This window comes from Streptomyces sp. NPDC102406 (assembly GCF_044765725.1).
In the GTDB taxonomy this organism is placed as follows: Bacteria; Actinomycetota; Actinomycetes; order Streptomycetales; family Streptomycetaceae; genus Streptomyces.
This window is the reverse complement of sequence record NZ_JBIWKP010000007.1, coordinates 227,992-253,027: the sequence shown is the minus strand read 5'-3', so window position 1 is coordinate 253,027 and position 25,036 is coordinate 227,992. Positions and strand designations below refer to the sequence as shown.

21 protein-coding genes are annotated in these 25,036 nt (G+C 73.0%); 13 read left to right on the top strand and 8 right to left on the bottom strand.

Annotated features, from left to right (window positions below):
* The first annotated feature begins 56 nt into the window (after positions 1-56).
* Positions 57-1,058: a ketol-acid reductoisomerase gene (gene ilvC / locus ACIRF8_RS27060; RefSeq protein ID WP_404218625.1), complete on the top strand. Its 1,002-nt coding sequence runs from the start codon at positions 57-59 to the stop codon at positions 1,056-1,058.
* A 229-nt stretch (positions 1,059-1,287) separates the two neighbouring features.
* Positions 1,288-2,889: a phosphoglycerate dehydrogenase gene (gene serA, locus ACIRF8_RS27055; protein ID WP_404218623.1), complete on the top strand. Its 1,602-nt coding sequence runs from the start codon at positions 1,288-1,290 to the stop codon at positions 2,887-2,889.
* 54 nt (positions 2,890-2,943) lie between these two features.
* Here the strand turns inward: serA and ACIRF8_RS27050 are convergent, their stop codons facing one another.
* Positions 2,944-5,919 (bottom strand): AAA family ATPase, encoded by a 2,976-nt coding sequence (locus ACIRF8_RS27050; RefSeq protein WP_404218621.1) that lies wholly within the window; start codon positions 5,917-5,919, stop codon positions 2,944-2,946.
* Between the two features lie 79 nt (positions 5,920-5,998).
* Entirely contained in the window at positions 5,999-7,561 is a 1,563-nt protein-coding gene (locus ACIRF8_RS27045) for an MFS transporter (RefSeq protein ID WP_404218619.1), read from the bottom strand.
* An 83-nt stretch (positions 7,562-7,644) separates the two neighbouring features.
* Between ACIRF8_RS27045 and ACIRF8_RS27040 the strand changes: the two genes are divergently transcribed.
* The gene (locus ACIRF8_RS27040) at positions 7,645-8,229 is read left to right on the top strand and encodes a TetR/AcrR family transcriptional regulator (protein WP_404218617.1); all 585 of its coding nucleotides are present in this window, start codon (positions 7,645-7,647) and stop codon (positions 8,227-8,229) included.
* Here the strand turns inward: ACIRF8_RS27040 and ACIRF8_RS27035 are convergent.
* Positions 8,218-9,387 (bottom strand): PucR family transcriptional regulator, encoded by a 1,170-nt coding sequence (locus ACIRF8_RS27035; RefSeq protein WP_404218615.1) that lies wholly within the window; start codon positions 9,385-9,387, stop codon positions 8,218-8,220. The two genes, ACIRF8_RS27040 and ACIRF8_RS27035, sit on opposite strands and share 12 nt — an antisense overlap.
* Positions 9,388-9,572: 185 nt before the next feature.
* Between ACIRF8_RS27035 and ACIRF8_RS27030 the strand changes: the two genes are divergently transcribed.
* On the top strand, positions 9,573-10,499 hold the full coding sequence (locus ACIRF8_RS27030; RefSeq protein WP_404218613.1) for a proline dehydrogenase family protein: 927 nt from the start codon (positions 9,573-9,575) through the stop codon (positions 10,497-10,499).
* Between the two features lie 66 nt (positions 10,500-10,565).
* Positions 10,566-12,197: an L-glutamate gamma-semialdehyde dehydrogenase gene (gene pruA / locus ACIRF8_RS27025; protein WP_404218794.1), complete on the top strand. Its 1,632-nt coding sequence runs from the start codon at positions 10,566-10,568 to the stop codon at positions 12,195-12,197.
* Positions 12,198-12,321: 124 nt separating this feature from the next.
* Here the strand turns inward: pruA and ACIRF8_RS27020 are convergent, their stop codons facing one another.
* Complete coding sequence (locus ACIRF8_RS27020) at positions 12,322-13,269, bottom strand: NADP-dependent oxidoreductase (protein ID WP_404218611.1); 948 nt, start codon at positions 13,267-13,269, stop codon at positions 12,322-12,324.
* A 58-nt stretch (positions 13,270-13,327) separates the two neighbouring features.
* Between ACIRF8_RS27020 and ACIRF8_RS27015 the strand changes: the two genes are divergently transcribed.
* Positions 13,328-13,942, top strand: a complete 615-nt coding sequence (locus ACIRF8_RS27015; RefSeq protein ID WP_404218792.1) for a GNAT family N-acetyltransferase — start codon at positions 13,328-13,330, stop codon at positions 13,940-13,942.
* Positions 13,943-14,173: 231 nt separating this feature from the next.
* Positions 14,174-14,317, top strand: a complete 144-nt coding sequence (locus ACIRF8_RS27010; RefSeq protein ID WP_404218609.1) for a hypothetical protein — start codon at positions 14,174-14,176, stop codon at positions 14,315-14,317.
* Here ACIRF8_RS27010 and ACIRF8_RS27005 read toward each other — a convergent pair.
* Positions 14,311-15,903, bottom strand: coding sequence for a purple acid phosphatase family protein (locus ACIRF8_RS27005; protein ID WP_404218607.1), 1,593 nt, complete (start codon positions 15,901-15,903; stop codon positions 14,311-14,313). The two genes, ACIRF8_RS27010 and ACIRF8_RS27005, sit on opposite strands and share 7 nt — an antisense overlap.
* Positions 15,904-16,047: 144 nt before the next feature.
* On the opposite strand from ACIRF8_RS27005, the gene ACIRF8_RS27000 reads away from it, so the two are divergent.
* The 6 genes from ACIRF8_RS27000 (at position 16,048) to ACIRF8_RS26975 (ending at position 22,647) form a co-directional block, all read left to right on the top strand.
* On the top strand, positions 16,048-17,088 hold the full coding sequence (locus tag ACIRF8_RS27000) for a 3-isopropylmalate dehydrogenase (protein ID WP_404218605.1): 1,041 nt from the start codon (positions 16,048-16,050) through the stop codon (positions 17,086-17,088).
* Between the two features lie 269 nt (positions 17,089-17,357).
* Positions 17,358-18,446: a branched-chain amino acid aminotransferase gene (locus ACIRF8_RS26995; RefSeq protein ID WP_404218603.1), complete on the top strand. Its 1,089-nt coding sequence runs from the start codon at positions 17,358-17,360 to the stop codon at positions 18,444-18,446.
* A 139-nt stretch (positions 18,447-18,585) separates the two neighbouring features.
* Positions 18,586-19,287 carry an urease subunit gamma gene (gene ureA, locus ACIRF8_RS26990; protein ID WP_404218601.1) on the top strand — a complete coding sequence of 234 codons (702 nt, stop codon included), beginning with the start codon at positions 18,586-18,588 and terminating at the stop codon, positions 19,285-19,287.
* Positions 19,284-20,996: an urease subunit alpha gene (locus ACIRF8_RS26985; protein WP_404218599.1), complete on the top strand. Its 1,713-nt coding sequence runs from the start codon at positions 19,284-19,286 to the stop codon at positions 20,994-20,996. Before ureA ends, ACIRF8_RS26985 begins: the two co-directional genes overlap by 4 nt.
* Positions 20,997-21,005: 9 nt before the next feature.
* Positions 21,006-22,031: an agmatine/peptidylarginine deiminase gene (locus ACIRF8_RS26980; RefSeq protein WP_404218597.1), complete on the top strand. Its 1,026-nt coding sequence runs from the start codon at positions 21,006-21,008 to the stop codon at positions 22,029-22,031.
* A gap of 61 nt (positions 22,032-22,092) precedes the next feature.
* Entirely contained in the window at positions 22,093-22,647 is a 555-nt protein-coding gene (locus ACIRF8_RS26975; protein ID WP_404218790.1) for a TetR/AcrR family transcriptional regulator, read from the top strand.
* A 21-nt stretch (positions 22,648-22,668) separates the two neighbouring features.
* Here the strand turns inward: ACIRF8_RS26975 and ACIRF8_RS26970 are convergent, their stop codons facing one another.
* The 3 genes from ACIRF8_RS26970 to ACIRF8_RS26960 are packed head-to-tail and all read right to left on the bottom strand — an operon-like array spanning position 22,669 to position 24,979.
* Positions 22,669-23,532 carry a biotin-dependent carboxyltransferase family protein gene (locus tag ACIRF8_RS26970; RefSeq protein ID WP_404218595.1) on the bottom strand — a complete coding sequence of 288 codons (864 nt, stop codon included), beginning with the start codon at positions 23,530-23,532 and terminating at the stop codon, positions 22,669-22,671.
* A complete protein-coding gene (locus ACIRF8_RS26965; RefSeq protein WP_404218593.1) occupies positions 23,529-24,230 on the bottom strand; it encodes an allophanate hydrolase subunit 1 in 702 nt (233 codons plus the stop codon). The genes ACIRF8_RS26970 and ACIRF8_RS26965 overlap by 4 nt, the downstream gene beginning before the upstream one ends.
* A complete protein-coding gene (locus tag ACIRF8_RS26960; RefSeq protein ID WP_404218788.1) occupies positions 24,227-24,979 on the bottom strand; it encodes a LamB/YcsF family protein in 753 nt (250 codons plus the stop codon). Before ACIRF8_RS26960 ends, ACIRF8_RS26965 begins: the two co-directional genes overlap by 4 nt.
* Positions 24,980-25,036: the final 57 nt, after the last annotated feature.

Below are 25,036 nucleotides of genomic sequence, written 5' to 3'. Positions count from 1 at the left end.
CCGCCCTTCGCCCGCCGTACGGTGGGAGCAACACCAGCACACCAAGGAGAACCCCAGTGGCCGAGCTGTTCTACGACGACGACGCCGACCTGTCCATCATCCAGAACCGCAAGGTCGCGGTGATCGGATACGGCAGCCAGGGCCACGCCCACGCGCTGTCCCTGCGCGACTCGGGCGTCGACGTGCGCGTCGGTCTGCACGAGGGCTCCAAGTCCAAGGCGAAGGCCGAGGAGCAGGGCCTGCGCGTGGTCACCCCCGCCGAGGCGGCGGCCGAGGCCGACGTCATCATGATCCTCGTGCCGGACCCGATCCAGGCGAAGGTCTACGAGGAGTCCATCAAGGACAACCTGAAGGACGGCGACGCGCTGTTCTTCGGCCACGGCCTCAACATCCGCTACGACTTCATCAAGCCGCCGGCCGGTGTCGACGTCTGCATGGTCGCCCCCAAGGGCCCCGGCCACCTGGTGCGCCGTCAGTACGAGGAGGGCCGCGGCGTCCCGTGTATCGCGGCCGTCGAGCAGGACGCCACCGGCAAGGCCTTCGAGCTGGCGCTGTCCTACGCGAAGGGCATCGGCGGCACCCGCGCCGGCGTCATCAAGACGACCTTCACCGAGGAGACCGAGACCGACCTGTTCGGTGAGCAGGCCGTGCTCTGCGGCGGTACCGCCGCGCTGGTCAAGGCGGGCTTCGAGACGCTGACCGAGGCCGGTTACCAGCCGGAGATCGCCTACTTCGAGTGCCTGCACGAGCTGAAGCTCATCGTGGACCTCATGTACGAGGGCGGCCTGGAGAAGATGCGCTGGTCGATCTCCGAGACCGCCGAGTGGGGCGACTACGTCACCGGCCCCCGGATCATCACGGACGCCACCAAGGCCGAGATGAAGAAGGTCCTCGCCGAGATCCAGGACGGCACGTTCGCCAAGAACTGGATGGACGAGTACCACTCGGGCCTGAAGAAGTACAACGAGTACAAGACCCAGGACGAGAACCACCTCCTGGAGACCACGGGCAAGGAGCTGCGCAAGCTCATGAGCTGGGTGGACAACGAGGAGGCGTAAGCCTTGGGACGACGGGCCGCGGCGGATGCCGCGGCCCGTTGTCCATCCCGTCCAGCCACGGACGAGTGATCCTTCCAGGGAGGCGCAAGAACACCTCCCGCCCGCCACTAGACTGCTGAACTAAATTCGCGTCGGGCCCACAGCGTCGTGCGTCTTCCACGCGGCTAGCCACCTCCACCGCTTGCGGCCGTCGGGACGGCCGTCCGCATTGGGACTTGTGAGGACTCACGTGAGCACTGCTGCCACCGGCAAACCCGTCGTACTCATCGCCGAAGAGCTGTCGCCCGCCACCGTCGACGCCCTGGGCCCGGACTTCGAGATCCGCCACTGCAACGGCGGGGACCGCGCCGAGCTGCTGCCCGCCATCGCCGACGTCGACGCGATCCTGATCCGCTCGGCCACCAAGGTCGACGCCGAGGCCGTCGCCGCCGCCAAGAAGCTGAAGGTCGTCGCACGAGCCGGCGTCGGCCTGGACAACGTCGACGTCTCCGCCGCCACCAAGGCCGGCGTGATGGTCGTCAACGCCCCGACGTCGAACATCGTGACCGCCGCCGAGCTGGCCTGCGGCCTCCTCATCGCCACCGCGCGCAACATCCCGCAGGGCAGCCAGGCCCTCAAGGGCGGCGAGTGGAAGCGCAGCAAGTACACCGGTGTGGAGCTGGCCGAGAAGACCCTCGGTGTCGTGGGCCTCGGCCGGATCGGCGCCCTCGTCGCCCAGCGCATGTCGGCCTTCGGCATGAAGGTCGTCGCCTACGACCCGTACGTGCAGCCCGCGCGCGCCGCGCAGATGGGCGTCAAGGTCCTCTCGCTCGACGAGCTGCTCGAGGTCTCCGACTTCATCACCGTGCACCTGCCGAAGACGCCCGAGACGATCGGCCTGATCGGCGACGAGGCGCTGCACAAGGTCAAGCCCTCGGTGCGGATCGTGAACGCCGCGCGCGGCGGGATCGTCGACGAGGAGGCGCTGTACTCGGCGCTCAAGGAGGGCCGCGTCGCCGGTGCGGGCCTCGACGTGTACGCGAAGGAGCCCTGCACGGACTCCCCGCTGTTCCAGTTCGACCAGGTCGTCTGCACCCCGCACCTCGGCGCCTCGACCGACGAGGCGCAGGAGAAGGCGGGCATCGCCGTCGCCCGTTCGGTGCGGCTCGCGCTCGCCGGTGAACTGGTGCCGGACGCGGTGAACGTGCAGGGCGGTGTCATCGCCGAGGACGTCAAGCCGGGCCTGCCGCTCGCCGAGCGCCTCGGCCGGATCTTCACCGCCCTCGCGGGCGAGGTCGCCGTCCGGCTCGATGTCGAGGTGTACGGCGAGATCACCCAGCACGACGTGAAGGTGCTCGAACTCTCCGCGCTCAAGGGCGTGTTCGAGGACGTCGTCGACGAGACGGTCTCCTATGTCAACGCCCCGCTGTTCGCGCAGGAGCGCGGTGTCGAGGTGCGTCTGACCACCAGCTCCGAGTCGCCCGACCACCGTAACGTCGTGACGGTGCGCGGCACCCTCGGTGACGGTCAGGAGGTCGCGGTCTCCGGTACGCTCGCCGGCCCCAAGAACCTCCAGAAGATCGTCGCCGTCGGCGAGTACGACGTGGACCTGGCGCTCGCCGACCACATGGTCGTCCTGCGCTACGAGGACCGTCCCGGCGTCGTCGGCACGGTCGGCCGCGTGCTCGGCGAGGCGGGCATCAACATCGGCGGCATGCAGGTCGCCCGCGCCGATGTCGGCGGCGAGGCGCTGGCCGTGCTGACGGTCGACGACTCGGTTCCGCAGAGCGTCCTGACCGAGGTCGCAGCGGAGATCGGCGCCACCTCGGCCCGCTCCGTCAACCTCGTCTGAGACCCGTCGCAAAGACGCGACCGAGGGCCGGGCCACCCCAGGGTGGCCCGGCCCTCATGCGTTCTCCGGCTCGATCAAGCCCTCGCGGTAAGCGATGCCGACGGCTTCGGTGCGGCTCGCGGCGCCCAACTTGGCCAGGATGTTCGAGACGTGGACGCTCGCCGTCTTGCCGCTGATGAACAGCTCCTCGCCGATCTGCCGGTTGGTCAGGCCCCGGCCGAGCAGCCGCAGCACGTCGCTCTCCCGGGCGGTCAGCGCCGCGATCCGCTCCCCGTCGGCCGGCGCGTCGGTGAGGCCGCCCCGCCGGACCAGCGCGTCCAGCGCCTCACGCAGCGGCTCGGCGCCGAGCCGCACCGCCGCCGACCGGGCCGCCCGCGCCTGTTCGGCGGCCTCCTCGCGGCGCCCCGCGACCAGCAGGGCCTGCGCGAGCCGCCGTCGGCACCGGGCCTGTTCGTACGGCTCGCCGTAGTCGAACGCTGTCACGGCCGACTCCCACGCGGCGACGGACGGGCCGCTCGCGGCGCGCTCCGCCTCGGCCTCGGCGCGGGCGAGCCAGGCCAGTCCCTCGGGGCCCTGCCCGGTGCCGCCCGCGCGCCGGGCCGCCGTGTCGCGGGCCAGCTCCACCAGCTCGGCGGCGGTCCGCGTCCAGCGGGCGACGCCCTCCGCGTCGCCGGTCAGGCGGGCCTCCTCCGCCGCGTCCGCGACCGCCGCGAGGGCGAGCGCGGCGAGCCGGACCAGGGCGTCCGGCCGGTCGTCGCCTGAGCCCTCCATCAGCGCCTCGACGGCGGTGCGCATCTGCCGTACGCAGTCCTCGGCGTCGCCGCGCAGCGCCGCCGAGTCGGTCAGCACGATGCTCGCGACGAGCGTCCCCATCCAGTCGGGGAAACCGGCGAGCAGCGCCCGCGCCCCGGCTCCGGCCGTCTCGAACTCGCCGCGGGCCAGGGCGACGTACAGCGCGGGCGCGGTCGTGAAGCCACCCGCGGTCGGCAGCAGGTCGGCGTCGGCGGCGGCTGCCCGCGCGCACTCGTCCCAGCGGCCCAGCGTGTACAGGAGCAGGGACTGGAGGTAGCGCAGTTCCAGGGCGTACGGCGAGGAGAGGAGTCCGGCGCGGCGGGCGCGGTCGAGTCCGTCGGCGGTCCAGGTCAGACACGCGTCCAGGTCCCCGGACTCGTAACAGCCGAGGGCGAGGCCGTACAGGGCCCGCATCTCGACCGGGAGGTTGTTGGCGGAGGCGGCGAGTTCACGGGCCCCGAGCAGCCGGTCCCGGCCCCGTGTCGTACGCCGGTCGTCCGGTTCCAGGCCGACCAGGGAGATGATCAGGTCTGCCTGGGCGTCGGCGAGCCCGAGCCGTTCGGCGACGTCGAGGGCCTGGCGGGCGACCCGTTCGGCGTCCGCGTTCCGTCCCACGTACCGCGCGGCCATGACATGGGTCGAGGCCGCCCACACCCAGGTGGCGGAGGGCGGCTGCGCGGGGATCAGCGCGAGCGCCTCGCTGCTGTAGGCGTACGCGGCCTCCAGGTGGTCGATCCGCATGAGGTTGCCGGCGAGGGTGTAGCGGACGCGTGCGGCGAGTTCGGAGTCGGTGTCCGAGCCGACCCGGGCGAGCGCGGAGCGGGTGAGCTGGACCGCGCGGTGGGGCTCGCCGGTGCGGGCGGCGGCGGCCGAGGCGCGCAGGGTGAGGGAGACCGTGTCGGTGTTGCCGGGGCGTGCGGAGGCGTCGACCACGGTCCACAGTTCGAGTGCGGTCTCCAGGTGGCGCAGTTCCTCGGCGGGGGCGCCGACGCGCTGGGCGTGGTCGGCGGCTTCGAGGGAGGCGGTCAGCGCGTCGGCCAGGTCATGGCTCTCGCGCGAGTGGTGGGCGCGCTCCGCCGCGCTCGTGGCCGACCGGCCCTCCGCGGCGAGGAGGCGGGCGAACAGGCCGTGCAGCCGGACCCGTTCGCCGGGCAGCAGGTCCGCGTAGACGGCCTCGCGGGTGAGGGCGTGCCGGAACGAGTACGTCGCGTCGTCCCCGGGCAGCAGCAGTTGGCGTTCGACCGCCTCGCGCAGCGCCGACTCCAGCTCCTCCTGGGGCAGTTGGACGGCGTCGCGCAGCAGGTCGTGTCCGACCCGGCGGCCCGCGACGGCGGCCGTGCGCAGGACCTGCTGGGCGGTCTCCGTCAGTTGCTCGACCCGGATGAGGAGAACATCGGCGAGCCCGCCGAGTTCGCCGGGTGCGGCCAGGGCGCCGGGTGCGGCGTCGCCGGGCAGCGCGGCGAGCAACTCCTCGGCGTAGAAGGCGTTCCCCTCGGCGCGGTCGACGATGCGGCGGACCGTGCTGTCGGGGACGGGGCCGGTGCGCTGGGCCCGCACGAGCCGGGCCACGTCCGCGTCGGCGAGCGGGCGCAGGTCGAGCCGGTCGACGGCGGAGAGCCTGATCAGCTCGGCGAGCAGGGGACGCAGGGGGTGGCGGCGGTGCAGGTCGTCCGCGCGGTAGGAGGCGAACAGCGCGAGGCGGTGCGGTGGGCCGCCGGGCGTGGGGCGCTGGAGGATGCCCCGGCTGAGCAGGAAGCGGAGCAGGTCGCGGGAGGAGCGGTCGGCCCAGTGCAGGTCCTCGATGACGAGGAGGAGCGGGGTCAGGGCGGCCAGGTCGGCGAGGAGCCCCGCGACGCCCTCGAAGAGCTGGAGGCGGCTGCCGGGGTCGGGCGCGGGGCCGCCGCCAGGGGCGGCGCCGATGAGGCGGTCCACCGCGGGGCGTCCGGCGAAGGCGGGGGCGAGCCGTTCGTCGGCGGCGGCCGCGGCGAGGATCTCGGTGAACGGCAGGTACGGCAGGCCGACGTCGCCGAGGTCCACGCAGTGGCCCATCAGGACGGTCATGCCGGTGGCGGCGGCGTGCGCGGCGGCCTCGGTCAGCGTGCGGGTCTTGCCGACACCGGCGTCCCCGGCGACCAGGACGGCGCGCGGGTCACCGGCCGCGGCCCGTTCCAGCACGCCTTTGAGCCCGGCGAGTTCGTCCGCCCGGCCGATGAACGGCGTATCGAATGTCTGTGCCACGGGCCCATCCTGGCACGCCCCGCCGGAGCCGCTCGTGGGCCGGGGCCCGGGGGTGGGCGGCGGCCCGGCGGGCCCGGTGTCAGACGGTCGCCGGGTCGGTGGTGACCGGCTCGGCCGGCTCCGGCGCGGGGTCGCGCAGTGCCACCTTGCCCAGGGTCACGACGGCGAGGACCGCGGCGGCCAGCAGCAGGATCGCTCCGGTGGCCGCCGCCGCCCGCATGCCGTGCGTGAAGGCCTCCCGTGCGACGGCGGTCAGAGCACGGCCCGCGTCGCCCGGCAGCCGGTCCGCGACCGCCAGCGCGCCGCCCAGCGTGTCGCGGGCCGCCGCGGGTGCGCCGGCCGGGATGTCGTGGCGGTAGACCGCGGTGCCGATGGAGCCGAGGACGGCCATGCCGAGGGCGCCGCCGAACTCGGTGCCCGTCTCCAGCAGGGACGCGGCGGAGCCCGCGTGGGAGACCGGGACGGTGCCGAGGGCCAGGTCCATCATCTGCGACATGACGGTGACGATCCCGGCGGCGAGGATGCCGGCGCCGATCAGGACGAGCCACAGCGAGCCGGTGCCGGCGAAGGCCAGCAGGGCGTATCCGCAGGCGCCGACGGTGAAGCCGCCGCCGACCACATGGGCGCGGTGCACGCCCCGTTCGACGAGTTGCGCGGCGACGGGCGCCGCCAGGCCGACCAGGAGCGTGGGGAGCAGCGACCAGAGCGCCGCCGACAGGGAGCTCTTGCCGAGCACGGACTGGATGTACTGGGTGGTGAAGAACGCGGAGCCCATCATCCCGAAGGCGGAGACGAGGTTCAGGGCGACGGCGGGGGAGAACCCGCGACCGCGGAACAGGGCGGGGGAGATCAGCGGGGACCTCGCGGTGCGCTGGCGGTGCACGAACAGAGCGGCGAACAGCAGGCCCACGGTGATCGAGACGACGTACCGCACGTTCCAGCCCTCGGACGGAATCTCCTTGATGCCGTAGATCACGGGCAGGACGGCCGCCATCGACAGGGGCACGCTCAGCAGGTCGAAGCGGCCGGGCTCCGGGTTCTTCGACTCGGGCAGCAGGACCGGGCCGAGGACCAGGAGCAGCACCATCGCGGGCAGGTTGACGAGGAAGACCGAGCCCCACCAGAAGTGCTCGACGAGGATGCCGCTCATCACCGAGCCCAGTGCGATGCCGCCGGTCATGACGCCCGACCACAGGCCGATCGCCTTCGCGCGCTGGCCGGGGTCGGTGAACATCGTGCGGACGATGCCCATGGTGGACGGCATGAGGGTCGCGCCGCCGACGCCGAGGAGCGCGCGGGCGGCGATCAGCGTCTCCGCGCTGTCCGCGTAGGCGGCGAGCGCGGAGGCGGTGCCGAAGGCGGCGGCGCCGATCAGGAGCAGTTTGCGGCGGCCGATGCGGTCGCCGAGCGATCCCATGGTCATGAGCAGGCCGGCGAGCACGAACGCGTAGATGTCGAAGATCCAGAGCTGCTGGGTGCCGGTCGGCGCCAGGTCCGCGTTGATCGCCGGGATCGCGAAGTAGAGGACCGAGACGTCCATGGAGACCAGGAGGAGCGGCAGCATCAGGACGCTCAGCGCGACCCATTCGCGGCGCCCCGCACGGGAGTCGGGGGTCGGGGCGGTGCCCGTCGGATTCGTCATGCCAGGAAATGTACGGGCGTATTAAACGCTTGTCTAGTACGGGCGTCTAATACGCTCGTCTGGACTCTGGGTAGGGTGGGCGCATGGGACATCGCGAGGATCTGCTCGAAGGCGCCAAGCGCTGCCTTCTGGAGAAGGGGTTCGTGCGCACGACCGCGCGCGACATCGTCAGGGAGTCGGGGACGAACCTGGCGTCCATCGGCTACCACTACGGCTCGAAGGACGCGTTGCTCGCGCAGGCGTACGTGGCCCTGGCCGAGGGTGCCGCGCAGGCGTGGGGCGAACCGCGCGAACTGCCCGGCGCCCCCGGCTCGTTGGAGCGCTTCCACGGCGTCATGGCCGGGCTCATCGACAGCCTCGGCAAACCGGGCTCCATCTGGCACCTGAGCATCGAGCTGGTGACGATGGGGGACAAGCTCCCGGCCGTGCGCGCCGACCTGGCGGTGGCTCAGCGCGAGGCGGGCCGCGGCCTGATCGGCATGATCATGGGGGACGAGGAGCCGCCCGCCGACCACCCGAGCGTGGACACCCTCGGCAAGTTCTTCTCGGTCCTGGTGCTCGGCCTGATCGCCCAGCACACCTTCGACCAGGAGTACTCGCCGAGCGCCGACCAACTCACCGAAGGGCTGAGGCAGTTGATGGAAACGGCCTGGCCGTCACAGGCGTGACGCCTTCAGCCCCATGTGCAGCAGCAGCCGGTCCTCGCCCTCGTCCAGGTCGAGGCCGGTGAGCTGCTCGACGCGCGACAGCCGGTAGTACAGCGTCTGGCGGTGGATGCCGAGCGCCGCCGCCGTACGGCCCGCCTGGCCCGCGCAGTCGAGGAAGACCTCGGCGGTGCGGGCCAGTTCCCGGTGGGCGGGGGCGAGCAGTGGCGCCACCACCGGGTCGTGGGCGGCCTCCGGGGGCAGCGCGGTCAGCAGCCGGTACGGGCCGATCGCCGACCACCGTGTGTCGGGCCCGAGCCGCGGTTCGGCCAGCGCCGCCCGGGCCGCCGCCGTCGCCTCCTGCCAGCCCGCGGCCAGCTCGGCGAGATCCGTGCGGGGCGCCCCGATGCCCGCCGCCGAGCCCGCGCCGGCCCGCGCCCGCAGCTTCGCCGCCGCGCCGAGGGCCGGGTCCAGGACCTCCGCCGACCGCAGCCGCACCAGCAGCGCCAGGCACTGGCCGGACACGCCCCAGGGCACCGTGCACAGCGCGTCCGCCGCCGGGATCGTACGGACGGACGGCGCGTTCAGCGGGTCGGCGGACTGCCAGGGCGCGACACACACCACCGTGTGCAGCCCCTCGGCGCGGCTGCCGAGCGCCGTGCGCAGCGCGGCCACCGCCATGTCCCGCTGCCAGCCGCGCTCCGCCGTCAGGACCGAGTGGAACTCGCGGGTCAGATCGGCGCCCGCCTGCGCCTCGTCCGCGAGCTGCGCACCGATCCGGCCCGCCACCTCCATCGCCGCGTCGAGCTGCTCCCGCGTCGGCCCCGGATCGTCGTCGAGCAGCCACACGTAGCCGAGGACGACGCCCCGATGGCGGACGGGCAGACAGATACGGCCGCGGTAGACCCCGGCCTCGGGCGTCGCGGGAATACGGACCGGTTCCGTCGCACGGGTGATGCCGAAGCCCTCGAACCAGGTGCGGACGGCCGCGGTGGAGCCGCGCGTCAGGATCGAACGCGTGCGAACGGGGTCCAGGGCCGAGGCGTCGAAGTCGCTCTCGGCGTCCGCGTCGCTGAGCTGCGCCCCGAAGGCGATCAGCCGGAAGTCGCGGTTCTCCAGGGTCGCGGGGGCGCCCAGCAGCGCCGAGATCTCGTCGACCAGTTCCTGGTAGTCGCCTTTCACCCCGCCATTCTCCCGCAGCCCGCGCCCTTCCTCATACAGATGTCTGAGGTGACGGCCACGGATGCGTGACAGGTGTCGATGGCACAGGATCGGGGGGATCCCTAGATTTCACGGTGGTTCCCCGTGCCGTTCCCGCCGCGTGCTGGTCCGGCCTCTCCGCAACTCTTGCTCCATGGAGGTGCCCCGTGCTGGCTCCCCTGATCCTCGCCGCGTCGCGCAGTGACAAGATGCGCGCCTTCGTGTCGGCGGCGCCGGGCACCAAGCAGGTCGTCGACCGGTTCATCGCCGGTGAGACCGTCGACCAGGTCGTGCCGGTCATCGAGGACGCCACCGCCAAGGGCCTCGAAGTCACCCTCGACGTCGTCGGCGAGGACATCACCACCGTCGAGCAGTCGCACGCCGCCCGCGACGCCTACCTGGAGCTGATCGGCCGCCTGGAGGAGCTGGGCCTCGGCGAGAAGGCCGAGATGTCCGTGAAGCTGTCGATGTTCGGTCAGTCGCTCGAAGGCGGCCACGAGCTGGCCCTCGCCAACGTGCGGCCCGTCGTCGAGGCCGCCGCCGCCATCGGCACCACCGTCACCCTGGACGCCGAGGACCACACCACCCTCGACTCGATGTTCGCCATCCACGAGGAGCTGCGGAAGGACTTCCCGCAGACCGGCTGCGTCATCCAGGCCTACCTGTTCCGCACCGAGGCGGACGCCCGCCGTCTCGCCGCCGCGGGCAGCCGCGTACGCATCGTGAAGGGCGCCTACAAGGAGCCCGCCGAGGTCGCGTACCAGGACAAGGCCGAGACCGACAAGGCGTACGTGCGGATCATGCGCATCCTCATGGAGGGCTCGGGCTACCCGATGATCGGGTCCCACGACCCGCGCCTCATCTCCATCGCGCAGGAGCTCGCCAGGACCGCGGGGCGCAAGCTGGACGAGTACGAGTTCCAGATGCTGTACGGCATCCGCAGCGACGAGCACCTGCGGCTCGCCGCCGAAGGACACCGGATGCGGGTGTACACCGCGTACGGCACCGACTGGTACGGATACTTCATGCGCCGCCTCGCGGAGAAGCCGGCCAACCTGCTCTTCTTCGCCCGCTCGGTCCTCACCAAGGGCTGATTCCCGCACCGGGCCCCCACGCTTTCCGACACCCCGACCCCCCGAAGGAGATACGGACCCATGACGCTGGACGCCGTGACCCGAGTCCCCGCCCCGGTCAACGAGCCGGTGCACGGCTACGCCCCCGGTTCGCCGGAGCGCGCCCGCCTGGAGGCCAAGCTCAAGGAGCTGGCCGAGAACCCGATCGAGCTGCCCTGCACCATCGGCGGCGTCCGTCGGATGGGCGGCGGCGAGCGCTTCGACGTCGTGCAGCCGCACAACCACAAGGCCGTCATCGGTACGTACGCCAACGCCACCGAGCAGGACGCCAAGGACGCGGTCGACGCCGCCCTGGCCGCCGCCCCCGCCTGGCGCGCGATGGCCTTCGACGACCGTGCCGCGATCATCCTGCGCGCCGCCGAGCTGCTCTCCACCACCTGGCGCGAGACGCTGGCCGCCTCCACGATGCTGGGCCAGTCCAAGACCGCGCAGCAGGCCGAGATCGACACGCCCTGCGAGCTCGTCGACTTCTGGCGCTTCAACGTCCACTACGCCCGCAACCTGCTCGCCGAGCAGCCGCCGGCCAACTCCACGGGCGTGTGGAACCGCATGGACCACCGCCCGCTCGAAGGCTTCGTCTACGCGATCACGCCGTTCAACTTCACGGCCATCGCGGGCAACCTGCCGACCGCCCCCGCCCTCATGGGCAACGTGGTCGTCTGGAAGCCGTCCCCGACGCAGACGCACGCCGCCGTGCTGCTCCTCCAGCTCCTGGAGGAGGCCGGTCTCCCCAAGGGCGTCATCAACCTCGTCACCGGCGACGGCCTCGCCGTCTCCGAGGTGGCCCTGAACCACCGCGACCTGGCCGGCATCCACTTCACGGGTTCGACCAAGACCTTCCAGCACCTGTGGAAGACGGTCGGCAACAACATCGAGAACTACCGCACCTACCCGCGCCTCGTCGGCGAGACCGGCGGCAAGGACTTCGTCGTCGCCCACCCGAGCGCCGACCGTGCCGTCCTCAAGACGGCGCTGACCCGCGGCTCCTTCGAGTACCAGGGCCAGAAGTGCTCGGCGTCCTCGCGCGCGTACATCCCGGCCTCGATCTGGAACTCCGGCTTCAAGGAGGAGTTCGCGGCCGAGGTCGACGGCATCGCCATGGGTGACGTCACCGACCTGTCGAACTTCATCGGCGCCGTCATCGACGAGCGCTCCTTCGCCAAGAACAAGGCGGCGATCGACCGCGCGAAGGAAGACCCGGCCTGCACGATCATCGCCGGTGGCACCTACGACGACTCCGTCGGCTACTTCGTGCGCCCGACCGTCATCGAGTGCACCGACCCGGCCAACGAGGTCTTCACGACCGAGTACTTCGGCCCCATCCTCGCCGTCCACGTCTACGAGGACGACCAGTACGACGCCATGCTGGAGCAGATGGAGTCGGCCTCCGACTACGCGCTGACGGGCTCGGTCATCGCCAACGACCGCGCCGCCGCCGCGTACACGATGGAGAAGCTCCGCTACGCCGCGGGCAACTTCTACATCAACGACAAGTCGACCGGCGCCGTCGTCGGCCAGCAGCCCTTCGGCGGCGGTCGCGCGTCCGGCACCAACGACAAGGCCGGCGCCCCGCAGAACCTGATGCGCTGGACGCTGACCCGCGCCATCAAGGAGACGCTGGTCCCGCCGACGGACTACACGTACCCGCACATGGGCTGACCCAGGCCCCGGCGGGCCTGACGCCCGCCCCCCGCACTCCGCCCCCGGCCACGGGCCCCACCCCGGCCGGGGGCGGTGTCATGTCCAAAAGGGGTGTCCTAAAGGGGTGTCCATAGGGGGAGTCCTAGAGGCCAGGCGCCCGGTCCTCCTCCGTCACCGTCAACACGATCTTGCCCTGCGTCCGGCCCGTCGCCCCCATCTCGTGCGCCTTGCCGGCCTCCTCCAGCGGCAGCACCGCGAGGACGTGCGGGCGCAGGCGGCCCGCCGCCATCAGCGCCGCGGCCTTGCCGAGGACGCTGCCCGACGGCCGCACCGCGACGGGCTCGAACCGGGCCCCGCGGACCGCCGCCTCGTCCGGCGAGAGGCCGAGATCGTCCAGGGCCGCCGAGACCAGCAGGCCGCCCGGGCGCAGGGTGGCCACGGAGCGCGGCCCGTAGTCGCCGCCGACCAGGTCGAAGGCGATGTCGACACCCCGGACGGTCAGCGCGAAGTCGGTCGTCGTGTAGTCGAGCGGTTCGTCGACGCCCAGCGTGCGCAGGAAGCCGTGCTTGTCGGCGCGGGCCGTGCCGATGACGTACGCGCCCTCCACCTTCGCGATCTGTACGGCGATGTGCCCGACGCCGCCCGCCGCCGCGTGGACCAGGACCCGGCTGCCGGGGCCGACCCGGCCGACGCCGACGAGCGCCTGCCACGCGAGAAGGCAGGCCGTGGGCGCCGCCGCCGCGTGGACGTGGTCGACGCTGGCCGGTTTCGGCGCCGCGTGGTCGGCGCGGACGGTGACGTACTCGGCGTAGCCGCCGCCCCCGGTCATCGCGAACACCTCGTCGCCCGGCCGGAACGCGGTGACGTCCCGGCCCGCCCGCACCACCACCCCGGAGACGTCCCGGCCGAGGACGAACGGCGGATCGCCGAAGAAGGGGGACGCGCCGGAGCGGGCGAGGCGGTCCACCGCGTTCACGCCCACCGCGTGCACCCGGACGAGCACCTCGTCCGCGCGCGGCCGGGGCCGCTCCACCTCCACCACCTCCAGCACCTCGGGTCCGCCGAGACGGCGCTGGCTGAGCACACGCATGGTGGGACTCCTCCCCAGGGGCCCGGCCGTCCCGAGGCGCCCGGCCGGTTCTGGCTCCATCGTCCAGGGCGGGCGCCGGGCGTCAACCACGCCTCGGACGAAGGGAGTTAGGGCCCGTTATCGTGTCCCGGTGACCACATTGCGCACCGCCCACACCGCCGACCTCACCGGATCCGAGCTCGCCGCCGCCCGTGCCCTGCTCGACGACGCCTTCGACGGGGACTTCTCCGACGCCGACTGGGCGCACAGCCTCGGCGGCGTCCACGCCCTCGTGCACGACGACTCCGGCGCGCTCCTCGCCCACGGCTCTGTCGCCCAGCGCCATGCCGTGCACGACGGGCGCACGCTGCGCGTCGGATACGTCGAGGCCGTCGCCGTCCGCGCCGACGCGCGCCGCACCGGCCTCGGCGGCCGGGTGATGGACGCCCTGGAACGGGTGATCGTCGGCGCCTACGACATCGGGGCGCTTGCGGCGTCGTCCGACGGCGAGCGGCTGTACCTGGGGCGCGGCTGGACCCGCTGGAGCGGCCCGTTCGCGGCGTACGGCCCGACGGGCACGGTCCGGCTGCCCGACGACGAGGGGCCGCCGTTCCTGTTCCCCGCGCCCGCCGCGCACGCCCTCGATCCGGCCCGTGACCTGCTCCTGGACTGGCGCGACGGCGACCTCCTCTGACCCCTGCGCGCACAGGCCGGGGCGTGAGGTCCGTCTCAGATAGTAGGAAGTCCGAGTAATTGTGGAGACAGGAGCAGCGACCTGTCCTAGCTTTGTAGGAGCCGAACGTATCGCTTACCTGGCGAATGGCGGCCGTGGGCCGGAGCACCTGGCAGGCAACCCCTGCAGCTCCTGGCCCCCCGCCCCTTCCGGCCCTCGAAATCCCCCGTGATCTCAAGGAGTCGATCCGTCATGGCCACTGCGACGCCCGTCCGCCGCCGAGTCCGTCACGTCTCCCCGTCGAGCGAGACTGACCGGCAGACCGCCAAGATCGCCGCCGCCGCCCTCCAGCGCGCTCTCGACCGCAGGGACAACGGCGGCGAGACCGGTCACTGAGGGCCCGGCCCGCTCCGGCCGGCCGTCCGCCGCACCTCGAAGTGGTCGATGCGGCGGCCGTCCCGGGCGAGGGCCGACACCGTCAGACGCGGCTGCGCACCGCTCACCGCCTCCACCTTGAGCAGGGAGAACCCGCGGTAGCGCACCCGTGACCACTCGACCGTCTCGGGCGTGGACCGCCGCCCCTTGCGCCACACCAGGCTGTCGATGGACTCGTGGTGGTGCTCGTGTCCCTCGTAGCTCTCCTTGCTGCCGGGACGGAAGCCGTACAGGTCGCGGCCGCCCCCGCCCGCGGTCACGTACACGATGCCGTCGCGCGTGGGGTCCGTCGTGCCGCCGACCGGCACCGCCCGGCCCACCGCGCCGTCCCTGACGGCGTCGGTGCGCTCGTAGACGTGGTTGTGCCCGTTGATCACCAGGTCCACCTGGTGGCGCGCGAACAACGGCAGCCATGCCGCCCGCACCCCGCCGTCCGAGCCGTGCGAGGACGTGGAGTACGCGCAGTGGTGGAAGAAGACGACGAGGAAGTCGACGCCCCGCGCGGCCCGCAGCGTGCGCAGGGTCCGGTCCAGCCAGGCCGTCTGCCGGCCGTCGCTGTGGCCGAGGTTGGCCGGGATCTCGTACGAGACGTCGTTGGCGTCCAGCGCCACGACGCCGACGTTGCCGTGGACGAAGGAGTACGCGCCCGGGACCGCGCGCGCGTCGAACCCGTTGTCCGGCAGCGACCAGCGGGCCAGTTGGCCGCCGTAGCCGTCGGGGGAGTACCAGGCCTCCATGTCGTGGTTGCCGGTGGTCACCATCCAGGGCACGGCTCGCGCGACCTGCTCGTTCTGGTGCAGGAACAGGTCCCAGGACCCCGGGTTGTAGGCGTCCGACGTCCTGCCGCGGCCGGACCCGTCGGCGTAGCAGAGATCGCCCGCGTGCAGATGGAAGGCCGGGTCCTGGCGCAGCACGAGACGGCCGCAGTCCGCCGCCGCGGCGCCGACCCCCTGGTCGCCGAAGGCGGTGAAGGTGAACGCGGCCGGGTGCGCGGGCGCCGTACGGAAGGCGGAGAGGGTCGAGCGGTGCGCGGGGGAGGCCGGGTCGAAGCCGTCGTGCCCGACGCCGTAGTAGTACGTCGTGCCGGGGCGCAGGCCGTCCAGGGCCGCGTGCGCGTAGAACTGGTCGAGGCCGAGGCGCACTCCGTCCACGCCGGGGGTGTGCAGGTCGCGGAGTTCGGCCTCGATCCTCCGGCTCAGGTCGCCGGGGGAGGTGCCGAGGCGCAGGTACGGCCCGCGCACCGCGACCGGCGTCTGCCAGGAGACCCGCATCTGGGTCTTCGGGTCGGCCCCGAAGGCGAGGTGGCGGCCGAAGGGCGGGGCGGCGGTGCGCCGGGCCACCGGCGCGGCGGAAGCCCGCGACGCGGCGGCGCCCTTCGCGTCCTGGGTCCCGCCCGGCGCGCAGCCGGTGAGCAGGCCGCCGGCCACCGCGCCCGCCGTCACCAGGGCGCGCCGCCGGGTCAGCCTGGTGCGCACGTACTCGTACTGCTCGGCCATGCTCATCCGGCGCGCGAGCCGCGGCGGGACGCCGAAGTCGGGGAGGTCCATGTCCTGGTCCCTTCCCGCCGCGGCCCAACGCCCGTGCGCCATAAGGGTGAACGCTCGCTGACAAGGCGGTACCGCGCGCGGAACCGACGTCCGCATTCTGGACATGACGTGTCATCCCATGGGACCGGGAGTACGGTGCTGTGCATGTCTCGCAGCATCAATCTCGCAGTGATCCCCGGTGACGGCATCGGCCAAGAGGTCGTGGCTCAGGGTCTCAAGGTCCTCTCCGCCGTCCTTCCGCAGGATGTGAAGCTGGAGACCGAGGAGTACGACTTCGGCGCCAAGCGGTACCTCGCGACCGGTGAGACGCTCACCGACGCCGACATCGACGCCCTCAAGAAGCACGACGCCATCCTGCTCGGCGCCATCGGCGACCCGAGCGTGCCCTCCGGCGTCCTGGAGCGCGGCTTCCTGCTGAAGCTCCGCTTCGCCTTCGACCACCACGTGAACCTGCGCCCGAGCAAGCTCCTGCCCGGGGTCGCGACGCCGCTGGCCGGCCAGCCGGAGATCGACTTCATCGTCATCCGCGAGGGCACCGAGGGCCCCTACACGGGCAACGGCGGCACGATCCGCCAGGGCACCGAGCACGAGGTCGCCACCGAGGTCTCCGTCAACACGGCCTTCGGTGTGGAGCGCGTGGTCCGGGACGCCTTCGCCCGCGCCCAGGCCCGCCCCCGCAAGAAGCTCACGCTGGTCCACAAGAACAACGTGCTGACCTTCGCGGGTCACCTGTGGACGAACATCTTCGCCAAGGTGGCCAAGGAGTTCCCCGAGGTCACCACCGACTACCTGCACGTCGACGCGGCGACGATCTTCCTCGTCACCGACCCGGCCCGCTTCGACGTCATCGTGACCGACAACCTCTTCGGCGACATCATCACCGACCTCGCCGCGGCCGTCTCCGGCGGCATCGGCGTCGCGGCCTCCGGGAACATCAACCCGAGCCGCGAGTTCCCGTCCATGTTCGAGCCCGTGCACGGCTCGGCCCCGGACATCGCGGGCCAGGGCAAGGCCGACCCCACCGCCACCGTCCTGTCCGTCGCGCTGCTTCTGCGCCACCTCGGCCACGAGTCCGAGGCCGTCCGCATCGAGGCGGCCGTCTCCGCCGACCTCGGCGAACGCGGCGACACGGTCCGCAGCACCGAGGAGATCGGCGACGCGCTCGCCGGCCGAGTAGCCGGCTGACCCCGGCGCTCGAAGACAGACTCTTACCGCAGAAGCCGCCGGGACGCATGACGCACCCGGCGGCTTCTCGTACGCGGCCCCGGGTGTCACCATCGACAACCCCGGGCCGCGCACACCACGGCACTCACCAGGCCCGTTCCGAGCACACCTCCCCACGCGCGATAATCGAACGTGGGCCGCGATGTACGTAGGGAAGCTCGGACGTCCTAGTACCAGGAGTGCAGGCGTGAACGCGGTCCGTCACAACCAACGGTGAAGGACACGCAACCATGACGACGCCCACGATCGAGCTCAAGCCCACCGCCACCCCGCTGGCCGCCGCGGAGCGCGAGGCGATCCTGGCCAATCCGGGATTCGGCCGCCACTTCACCGATCACATGGTGACGGTCCGCTGGACCGAGGGCCGCGGCTGGCACGACGGCCAGCTCGTGCCCTACGGCCCGCTCTCCCTCGACCCGGCGACGAACGTCCTGCACTACGCGCAGGAGATCTTCGAGGGGCTCAAGGCGTACCGCCAGCCCGACGGCACCGTGGCCACCTTCCGCCCCGACATGAACGCCAAGCGCTTCCAGCACTCGGCCTGGCGTCTCGGTATGCCCGAGCTGCCGGTCGAGACCTTCATCGAGGCCTGCGACGCGCTCGTCCGCCAGGACCGGGACTGGGTCCCCGCCCACGGTGGCGAGGAATCCCTCTACCTGCGCCCCTTCATGATCGCCACCGAGGTCGGCCTCGGCGTGAAGCCCGCCAACGAGTACCTGTTCATCGTCATCGCCTCCCCGGCCGGCGCCTACTTCCCCGGCGGCGTGCGGCCCGTCTCCATCTGGCTCTCCGAGGACCGCGTGCGCGCCGTCCCCGGCGGCGTCGGCGACGCCAAGACCGGTGGCAACTACGCGGCCTCGCTGCTCGCGCAGGCCGAGGCCGCCGCCAAGGGCTGCGATCAGGTCGCCTACCTCGACGCCGTCGAGCACAAGTGGGTCGAGGAACTGGGCGGCATGAACCTGTACTTCGTCTACGGGGACCGGATCGTCACGCCGACCCTCACCGGTTCGCTGCTCGCGGGCGTCACCCGCGACTCGCTCCTGTCGGTCGCCGAGGACCTCGGCTACAAGTCGGAGGAGTCCCGCGTCTCCATCGAGCAGTGGCAGGCCGACTCCGCCTCCGGTGAACTCACCGAGGTCTTCGCCTGCGGCACGGCCGCCGTCATCACACCCGTCGGTACGGTCAAGCGCGCGGGCGCCGAGTGGCAGCAGTCGGGCGGCGTGGCCGGCGAGGTCACGATGAAGCTGCGCAACGCGCTCCTGGACATCCAGCGCGGCACGGCGAAGGACCCGCACGGCTGGATGCACCAGCTCGGCTGAAAAGCCCGCTCCCACCCGCCCGCCTATAACTTCATAGAGCAGCGTTCTAACGAACAAAACCGCTGACCACCTCCCATGGCTTTGCTCGCGCCGCCTCAGTGTTTAGAGTGGCGTTCAAACCATGAGGAGGTGGGCGGCTGTGCGACTGACCCCGACGGAGCGCGACCGGCTGCTGCTGTTCGGCGCGGCCGAACTGGCCAGGTCCCGCAAGGCGCGCGGGCTGCGGCTCAACGTGCCCGAGGCGACGGCCCTGATCGCGGACACCGTCTGCGAGGCGGCCAGGGACGGAAAGCGGCTCGCCGAGGCGATCGAGGCGGCGCGGTCCGTCCTCGGCCCGGACGACGTCCTGCCCGGCGTCGCCGACATCGTCACCGAGGTACACGTCGAGGCGGTCTTCGAGGACGGCTCGCGGCTCGCGGTGGTCGGCGACCCGATCGGCGGCACGGCCGGGCAGGACGCCCCCGGCGCGCTGCTCCCCGGCCCCGAGCACGCCGACCCGGCACCGCACGTGACGCTCACCGTCACCAACACCGCGCCCGTGCCGGTCTCCGTGACCTCCCACTTCCACTTCTTCGAGGCCAATCCGCGCCTCGACTTCCCCCGCGCCGAGGCGTACGGCATGCGGCTCGCGGTCCCCGCCGGGTCGTCCGTGCGGTTCGGGCCGGGGGAGAGCCACGACGTGGGGCTCGTGCCGATCGGCGGGGCCCGGGTCGCCATCGGTTTCGCCGGGCTCGTGGACGGACCCCTCGACGCCCCCGGCGCCCGCGAAGAAGCCCTGCGCCGCGCCGCGGCCTGCGGGTATCTCGGCATCCGCGACGAGGACGAGGAGGCGGGCCGATGAGCCGCCCCGGAGGACACCCCGCAGAGGCCCGCCGCCTCACCCCGCACGAGTACGCCTCCACGCACGGCCCGCGCGCCGGTGACCGGGTCAGGCTCGGCGACTCGGGGCTGACCATCGAGGTGGAGACGGACGCCCAGGCGTACGGCGACGAGTTCCTGGCCGGGTTCGGGAAGACCGCGCGCGACGGACTGCACCTCAAGGCCGCCGCCGTCCGCGACACCTGCGACGTCGTCATCAGCAACGTCGTCGTCATCGACGCGGCGCTCGGCATCCGCAAGGTCTCCATCGGCATCCGCGAGGGCCGCGTCCACGCGATCGGCCGCGCCGGGAACCCGGACACGCTGGACGGCGTGGACGTGGTCGTCGGGACGGGCACCTCGATCGTCTCCGGCGAGGGGCTGATCGCCACCGCCGGGGCCGTCGACACCCACGTCCACCTGCTGTCGCCGCGCATCATGGAGGCCTCGCTCGCCTCCGGGGTCACCACGATCATCGGGCAGGAGTTCGGTCCGGTCTGGGGCGTCGGCGTCAACTCCCCGTGGGCGCTCAAGCACGCCTTCTCCGCCTTCGACGCCTGGCCCGTCAACATCGGCTTCCTGGGCCGTGGCTCCTCCTCCGACCAGGCACCCCTGGTGGAAGCGCTCGCGGAGGGCGGCGCCTGCGGGTTCAAGGTGCACGAGGACATGGGCGCGCACACCCGCGCCCTCGACACCGCACTGCGCGTCGCCGAGGAGCACGACGTCCAAGTGGCCCTGCACAGCGACGGGCTGAACGAATGCCTGTCCGTCGAGGACACCCTGAAGGTCCTTGAGGGGCGGACCATCCACGCCTTCCACATCGAGGGCTGCGGCGGCGGTCATGTACCGAACGTGCTGAAGATGGCGGGCGTCCCGAACGTCATCGGGTCCTCCACCAACCCCACCCTGCCCTTCGGCCGGGACGCCCTCGCCGAGCACTACGGCATGATCGTCTCCGTCCACGACCTGAAGACCGACCTGCCCGGCGACGCCGCCATGGCCCGCGACCGGATCCGCGCCGGGACGATGGGCGCCGAGGACGTCCTGCACGACCTGGGCGCCATCGGCATCACCTCGTCCGACGCGCAGGGCATGGGCCGCGCGGGCGAGACCGTGCGCCGTACGTTCGCGATGGCCGGGAAGATGAAGGCCGAGCTGGGCGACCCGGGCGTCGGCCACGACAACGAGCGCGTCCTGCGCTACATCGCCAAGCTCACCATCAACCCCGCCATCGCCCACGGCCTCTCGCACGAGATCGGGTCGATCGAGCCCGGCAAGATGGCCGACATCGTGCTGTGGCGCCCCGAGTTCTTCGGCGCGAAGCCGCAGCTCGTCCTCAAGTCCGGGTTCCCCGCGTACGGCGTCGTCGGCGACCCGAACGCGGCCACCGACACCTGCGAGCCCCTCGTCCTCGGGCCCCAGTTCGGCGCCCACGGGGCCACGGCCGCCGAGCTGTCCGTCGCCTTCGTCGCGCGGGCCGCCGTCGACCAGGGCAACGACGGGATGCCCACGCGCAGGCGCCGCGTCGCCGTGCGCGGCACCCGGGGCATCGGCCCGGCCGACCTGCGCCTCAACTCCCGCACCGGCGCGGTCGACGTGGACCAGCGCACCGGCCTGGTCACCCTCGACGGCGAACCGCTGCGCTCCGAGCCCGCCGACTCCGTCGCCCTGAACCGTCTCTACTTCCTCTGAGGACCTGCCATGACGTATCTGATGCCGCCCGAGTGGGCCCCGCACGAGCGCACCTGGATGGCGTGGCCGGGGCCCAACCCCACCTTCACCGACGAGCGGGAACTGGCCGAGGCGCGGACCGCCTGGGCCTCGGTCGCCCGCGCCGTACGCCGCTACGAGCCGCTGACCATGGTGGTCGGCACGGGCCGACTCGACTCGGCCCGCGACCTCCTCGCCGACGGCATCGAGCTGGTCGAGCGGGACCTCGACGACGCGTGGATGCGGGACATCGGCCCGACCTTCGTCAAGGACCGGGGCAGCGGTGAACTGGCCGCCGTGGACTGGACGTTCAACGGCTGGGGCGCGCAGGACTGGGCCCGCTGGGAACACGACTCCAAGATCGCCGGGCACGTCGCCGACCTCGTGGGCGTGCCCGTGCACTCCTCGCCCCTGGTCAACGAGGGCGGCGGCATCCATGTCGACGGCGCGGGCACGGTCCTGCTGACGGAGACGGTGCAGCTCGACCCCGACCGCAACCGGGGCTGGACGAAGGAGCAGGTCGAGGCCGAGATCCACGCCCGGGTCGGCACGACCGAGGCGATCTGGCTGCCCCGCGGGCTGACCGGCGACTACGGCGAGTTCGGCACGCGCGGGCACGTCGACATCGTCGCCGCGTTCGCCGCGCCCGGCGTGGTGATGGTGCACTCCCAGCGCGATCCCGCCCACCCCGACTTCGAGGTGAGCCGGGAGATCATCGGCCTGCTCTCCGGGCGCACCGACGCCCAGGGCCGCCCCCTGGAGATCGTCGAGGTCCCCGCCCCGACCGTGCTCGCGGACGACGAGGGCTGGGTGGACTACTCCTACATCAACCACTACCTGTGCAACGGCGGCGTCGTCCTGTGCGGCTTCGACGACCCGCGCGACGAGGAGGCCGCCGCGCTCTTCCGCCGCCTCTTCCCGTCCCGGGAGGTCACCCTCGTCGACGCCCGGGCGATCTTCGCGGGCGGTGGCGGCATCCACTGCATCACCCAGCAGCAGCCCGTGGCAGGCTTCTGACGTGACCCGTCGCCACAGCCGTACCCCCGCCCCGCCTCTGGACACCGTGCTGGCCGCGACCATGGCGATGATCGCCGAGAGCGGCATGGAACGACTCACCATGGCCGCGCTCGGCCGTGAGGTCGGCATGAGCAGCGGGCACCTCGCGTACCACTTCGGCTCCAAGGACGAGCTGCTGCTGCGGACCCTGGAGTGGAGCGAGGGCCGGCTCGGCGAGGAGCGGCGGCAGTTGCTCGTGCGGGAGGGCGGCGCGCGGGAACGCCTCGACGCGTACGTGGAGCTCTACGTGCCCGACGGGCACCGCGACCCGCACTGGACGCTCTGGCTCGAAGTGTGGAACCGCTCGCAGAACGCCGCCGCCGACACCTCGGCCCGCGCCCGGCAGTCCGCCATCGAGCGGGCCTGGCACCGCGATCTGGTGGCGCTGCTCGCCGAGGGGATCTCGGGCGGCGAGTTCCGCTCCGTCGACCCGGACCGGTTCGCGGCGCGGCTGCGGGCGCTGCTCGACGGGTTCGCCATCCATGTCGCGATCGGGCTGCGGGGCGCCGAACGGGCCCACGCCCTGGCGCACGTGCGGGAGTTCATCGACGAGGCGCTGGCCGTGCCCGAGGCGTGACGCCCTGCGGCGCCCGGGGGCTCAGCAGGGCGCGAAGCGCACCGCAGTGCCCGGGACGGCCTGCGCCGCGGCGGCCAGCGCCTCCTCGGCGACGACGGCGATCACCGGGTAGCCGCCGGTCGTCGGGTGGTCGTGCAGGAAGACCACCGGGCGGCCGTCCGGCGGCACCTGCACCGCGCCGAGCACCATGCCCTCGCTGGGCAGTTCGCCCGCCGACCTCCGCTTGAGGGCCGGCCCTTCCGTCCGCAGCCCGATGCGGTTGCTGTGCACCGAGACCGTGTACGTCGCGCTCAGGAAGGTCCGCAGGGCGGTGGCGGTGAACCAGTCGGCGCGGGGGCCGAGCCGGGCCGGCAGGACCAGTTCGGTCGGGGGCGCGGGCCAGGGCGCGGCGACGGGCAGCGCCCAGGGAGCGGTGTCGGCGGCCCGGCCGACGGGGAGCAGGTCGCCCTCGGCGAGCGGGGCGGGGCCGAGGCCCGAGAGGAGATCGGTGGAGCGGCTGCCCAGCACGGGCGGGACGGCGATGCCTCCGGCTGCCGCGACGTAGGTGCGCAGGCCGTGCGTGGCCGGGCCGATGTCGAGGGTGGCGCCCGCCGGGACCCGGACCGGGGCGCCCCAGGGCGCGGGGCGCCCGTCGACGGTGACCGCGCACGGGGCTCCGCCGACGACCAGGGTGAGATCGGTGTCGGGGCGCAGGGCGCAGCCGGTGAGGGTCGTCTCCAGGACGGCGGCGCCCTCCGGGTTTCCGGCCAGCCGGTTCGCCAGGCGCATGGCGGGGGCGTCCAGGGCGCCGGACCGGGGGACGCCGAGGTGGGCGTGGCCGGTGCGTCCCGCGTCCTGGACCGTGGTGAGGGCGCCGGGCCGGACGACGGTCAGTTTCGCGGTCATCGCCCGTCCGCCCCCGGCTGTCGTCCCGTGTGCCGGAACCGCTCGTCGGCACCGCCCCGCGCCTGTGCCGGGGCGAACCGGACGCGGGTCCCGGGGAACAGGAGGGCCGCCTGCTCCCTGGCCGGGTCCCACAGCCGGGACGGGTCCCGCATCGTGCCGATGATCTGCCAGCCGCCCGGGGTCGCCCTCGGGTACACCGCCGAGTACGGGCCCGCCAGGGCCACCGCGCCCGCCGGGACCCGGGTGCGCGGGGTGGCGCGGCGCGGCACGTGCAGCGCCCGCGGCAGGCCGGTCAGATAACCGAAGCCGGGCGCGAAGCCGCAGAACGCGACGCGGTAGGTGCACGCGGCGTGCCGCGCCGCCACCTCGTCCTCGGGCACGCCCCACAGCGCGGCCACGTCGGCGAGGTCGGGGCCGTCGTACGCGACGGGGAGGGTCACCACGTCACCGTCGGCCGGGGGCGCCGCCGGGACGGTCCAGGAGGTGAGGCGGCGGGCCAGCGCGGCGGGGTCGGGCACGCCGTCGAGCAGCACGGTGCACGCGCCGGGGACGATCTCGCCGACCGGGGGCAGGGTGCCCGCGGCCCGCCTTCGCAGCAGTTCCGCGTGGAGGGCGCCGGTGCGCTCGGCGTCCGGCAGCTCCACCAGGAGGGCGTGCCGTCCGGCGCGGTGGACGACGAGTCCGTGGTCCGCGCTCACGCGAACGCACCCACCGGGACCCCCGCGTCGGCGAGGGCGGCCCGCACCCGTGCGGCGGTCCTGGCCGCGCCCGGGGTGTCGCCGTGGACGCACAGCGAGCGGGCGGCGACCACGACGTGCGTACCGTCGACCGCCGTGACCCCGCCGTCCACGGCGAAGCCGACGGCCCGGCGCACCACCGCGTCCGGGTCCTCGACCACCGCGCCCGGTTCGCGGCGCGGCACGAGGGTGCCTTCGGGGGTGTAGGCGCGGTCGGCGAAGGCTTCCCGTACGGGGGTCAGACCGGCCTCCTGGGCCGCGGCGAGGAGGCGCGAGCCGGGCAGGCCGAGCACCGGGAGGGCGCCGCCCGCCAGCCGCACCCCGGCCACCACGGCGTGGGCCTGGGCGTCGTCGCGCACCGTGCGGTTGTAGAGCGCGCCGTGCGGTTTCACGTAGCTCACGTCGGCCCCGGCCGCCTGCGCGAACACCCTGAGCGCGCCGATCTGGTACGCGACTTCGGCCGCCAGCTCGTCCGGCGGTACGTCCATCGCGCGGCGCCCGAACCCGGCGAGGTCCCGGTAGGAGACCTGCGCCCCGATCCGCACGCCGCGCTCGGCGGCCAGGTCGCAGACGCGGCGCATCACGGACGGGTCGCCGGCGTGGAAGCCGCAGGCGACGTTGGCGCTGGTGACGACCGAGAGCAGGGCCTCGTCGTCGGTGAGGGTCCAGCGGCCGAAGCCTTCGCCGAGATCGGCGTTGAGGTCGATCACGCCGGGGTCGTCGGTCCCGCCTGGGCGGTGGTCCTGGGTCACCCGCTCAACGTAAGC

Coding starts and splice junctions, on each gene's coding strand:
- ACIRF8_RS27045 (WP_404218619.1), bottom strand. CDS start 7,561: ATGACGAATCCGACGGGCACCGCCCCGACCCCCGACTCCCGTGCGGGG.
- ACIRF8_RS27040 (WP_404218617.1), top strand. CDS start 7,645: ATGGGACATCGCGAGGATCTGCTCGAAGGCGCCAAGCGCTGCCTTCTG.
- ACIRF8_RS27020 (WP_404218611.1), bottom strand. CDS start 13,269: ATGCGTGTGCTCAGCCAGCGCCGTCTCGGCGGACCCGAGGTGCTGGAG.
- ACIRF8_RS27010 (WP_404218609.1), top strand. CDS start 14,174: ATGGCCACTGCGACGCCCGTCCGCCGCCGAGTCCGTCACGTCTCCCCG.
- ACIRF8_RS27005 (WP_404218607.1), bottom strand. CDS start 15,903: ATGGACCTCCCCGACTTCGGCGTCCCGCCGCGGCTCGCGCGCCGGATG.
- ACIRF8_RS27000 (WP_404218605.1), top strand. CDS start 16,048: ATGTCTCGCAGCATCAATCTCGCAGTGATCCCCGGTGACGGCATCGGC.
- ACIRF8_RS26995 (WP_404218603.1), top strand. CDS start 17,358: ATGACGACGCCCACGATCGAGCTCAAGCCCACCGCCACCCCGCTGGCC.
- ACIRF8_RS26985 (WP_404218599.1), top strand. CDS start 19,284: ATGAGCCGCCCCGGAGGACACCCCGCAGAGGCCCGCCGCCTCACCCCG.
- ACIRF8_RS26980 (WP_404218597.1), top strand. CDS start 21,006: ATGACGTATCTGATGCCGCCCGAGTGGGCCCCGCACGAGCGCACCTGG.
- ACIRF8_RS26975 (WP_404218790.1), top strand. CDS start 22,093: ATGGCGATGATCGCCGAGAGCGGCATGGAACGACTCACCATGGCCGCG.
- ACIRF8_RS26970 (WP_404218595.1), bottom strand. CDS start 23,532: ATGACCGCGAAACTGACCGTCGTCCGGCCCGGCGCCCTCACCACGGTC.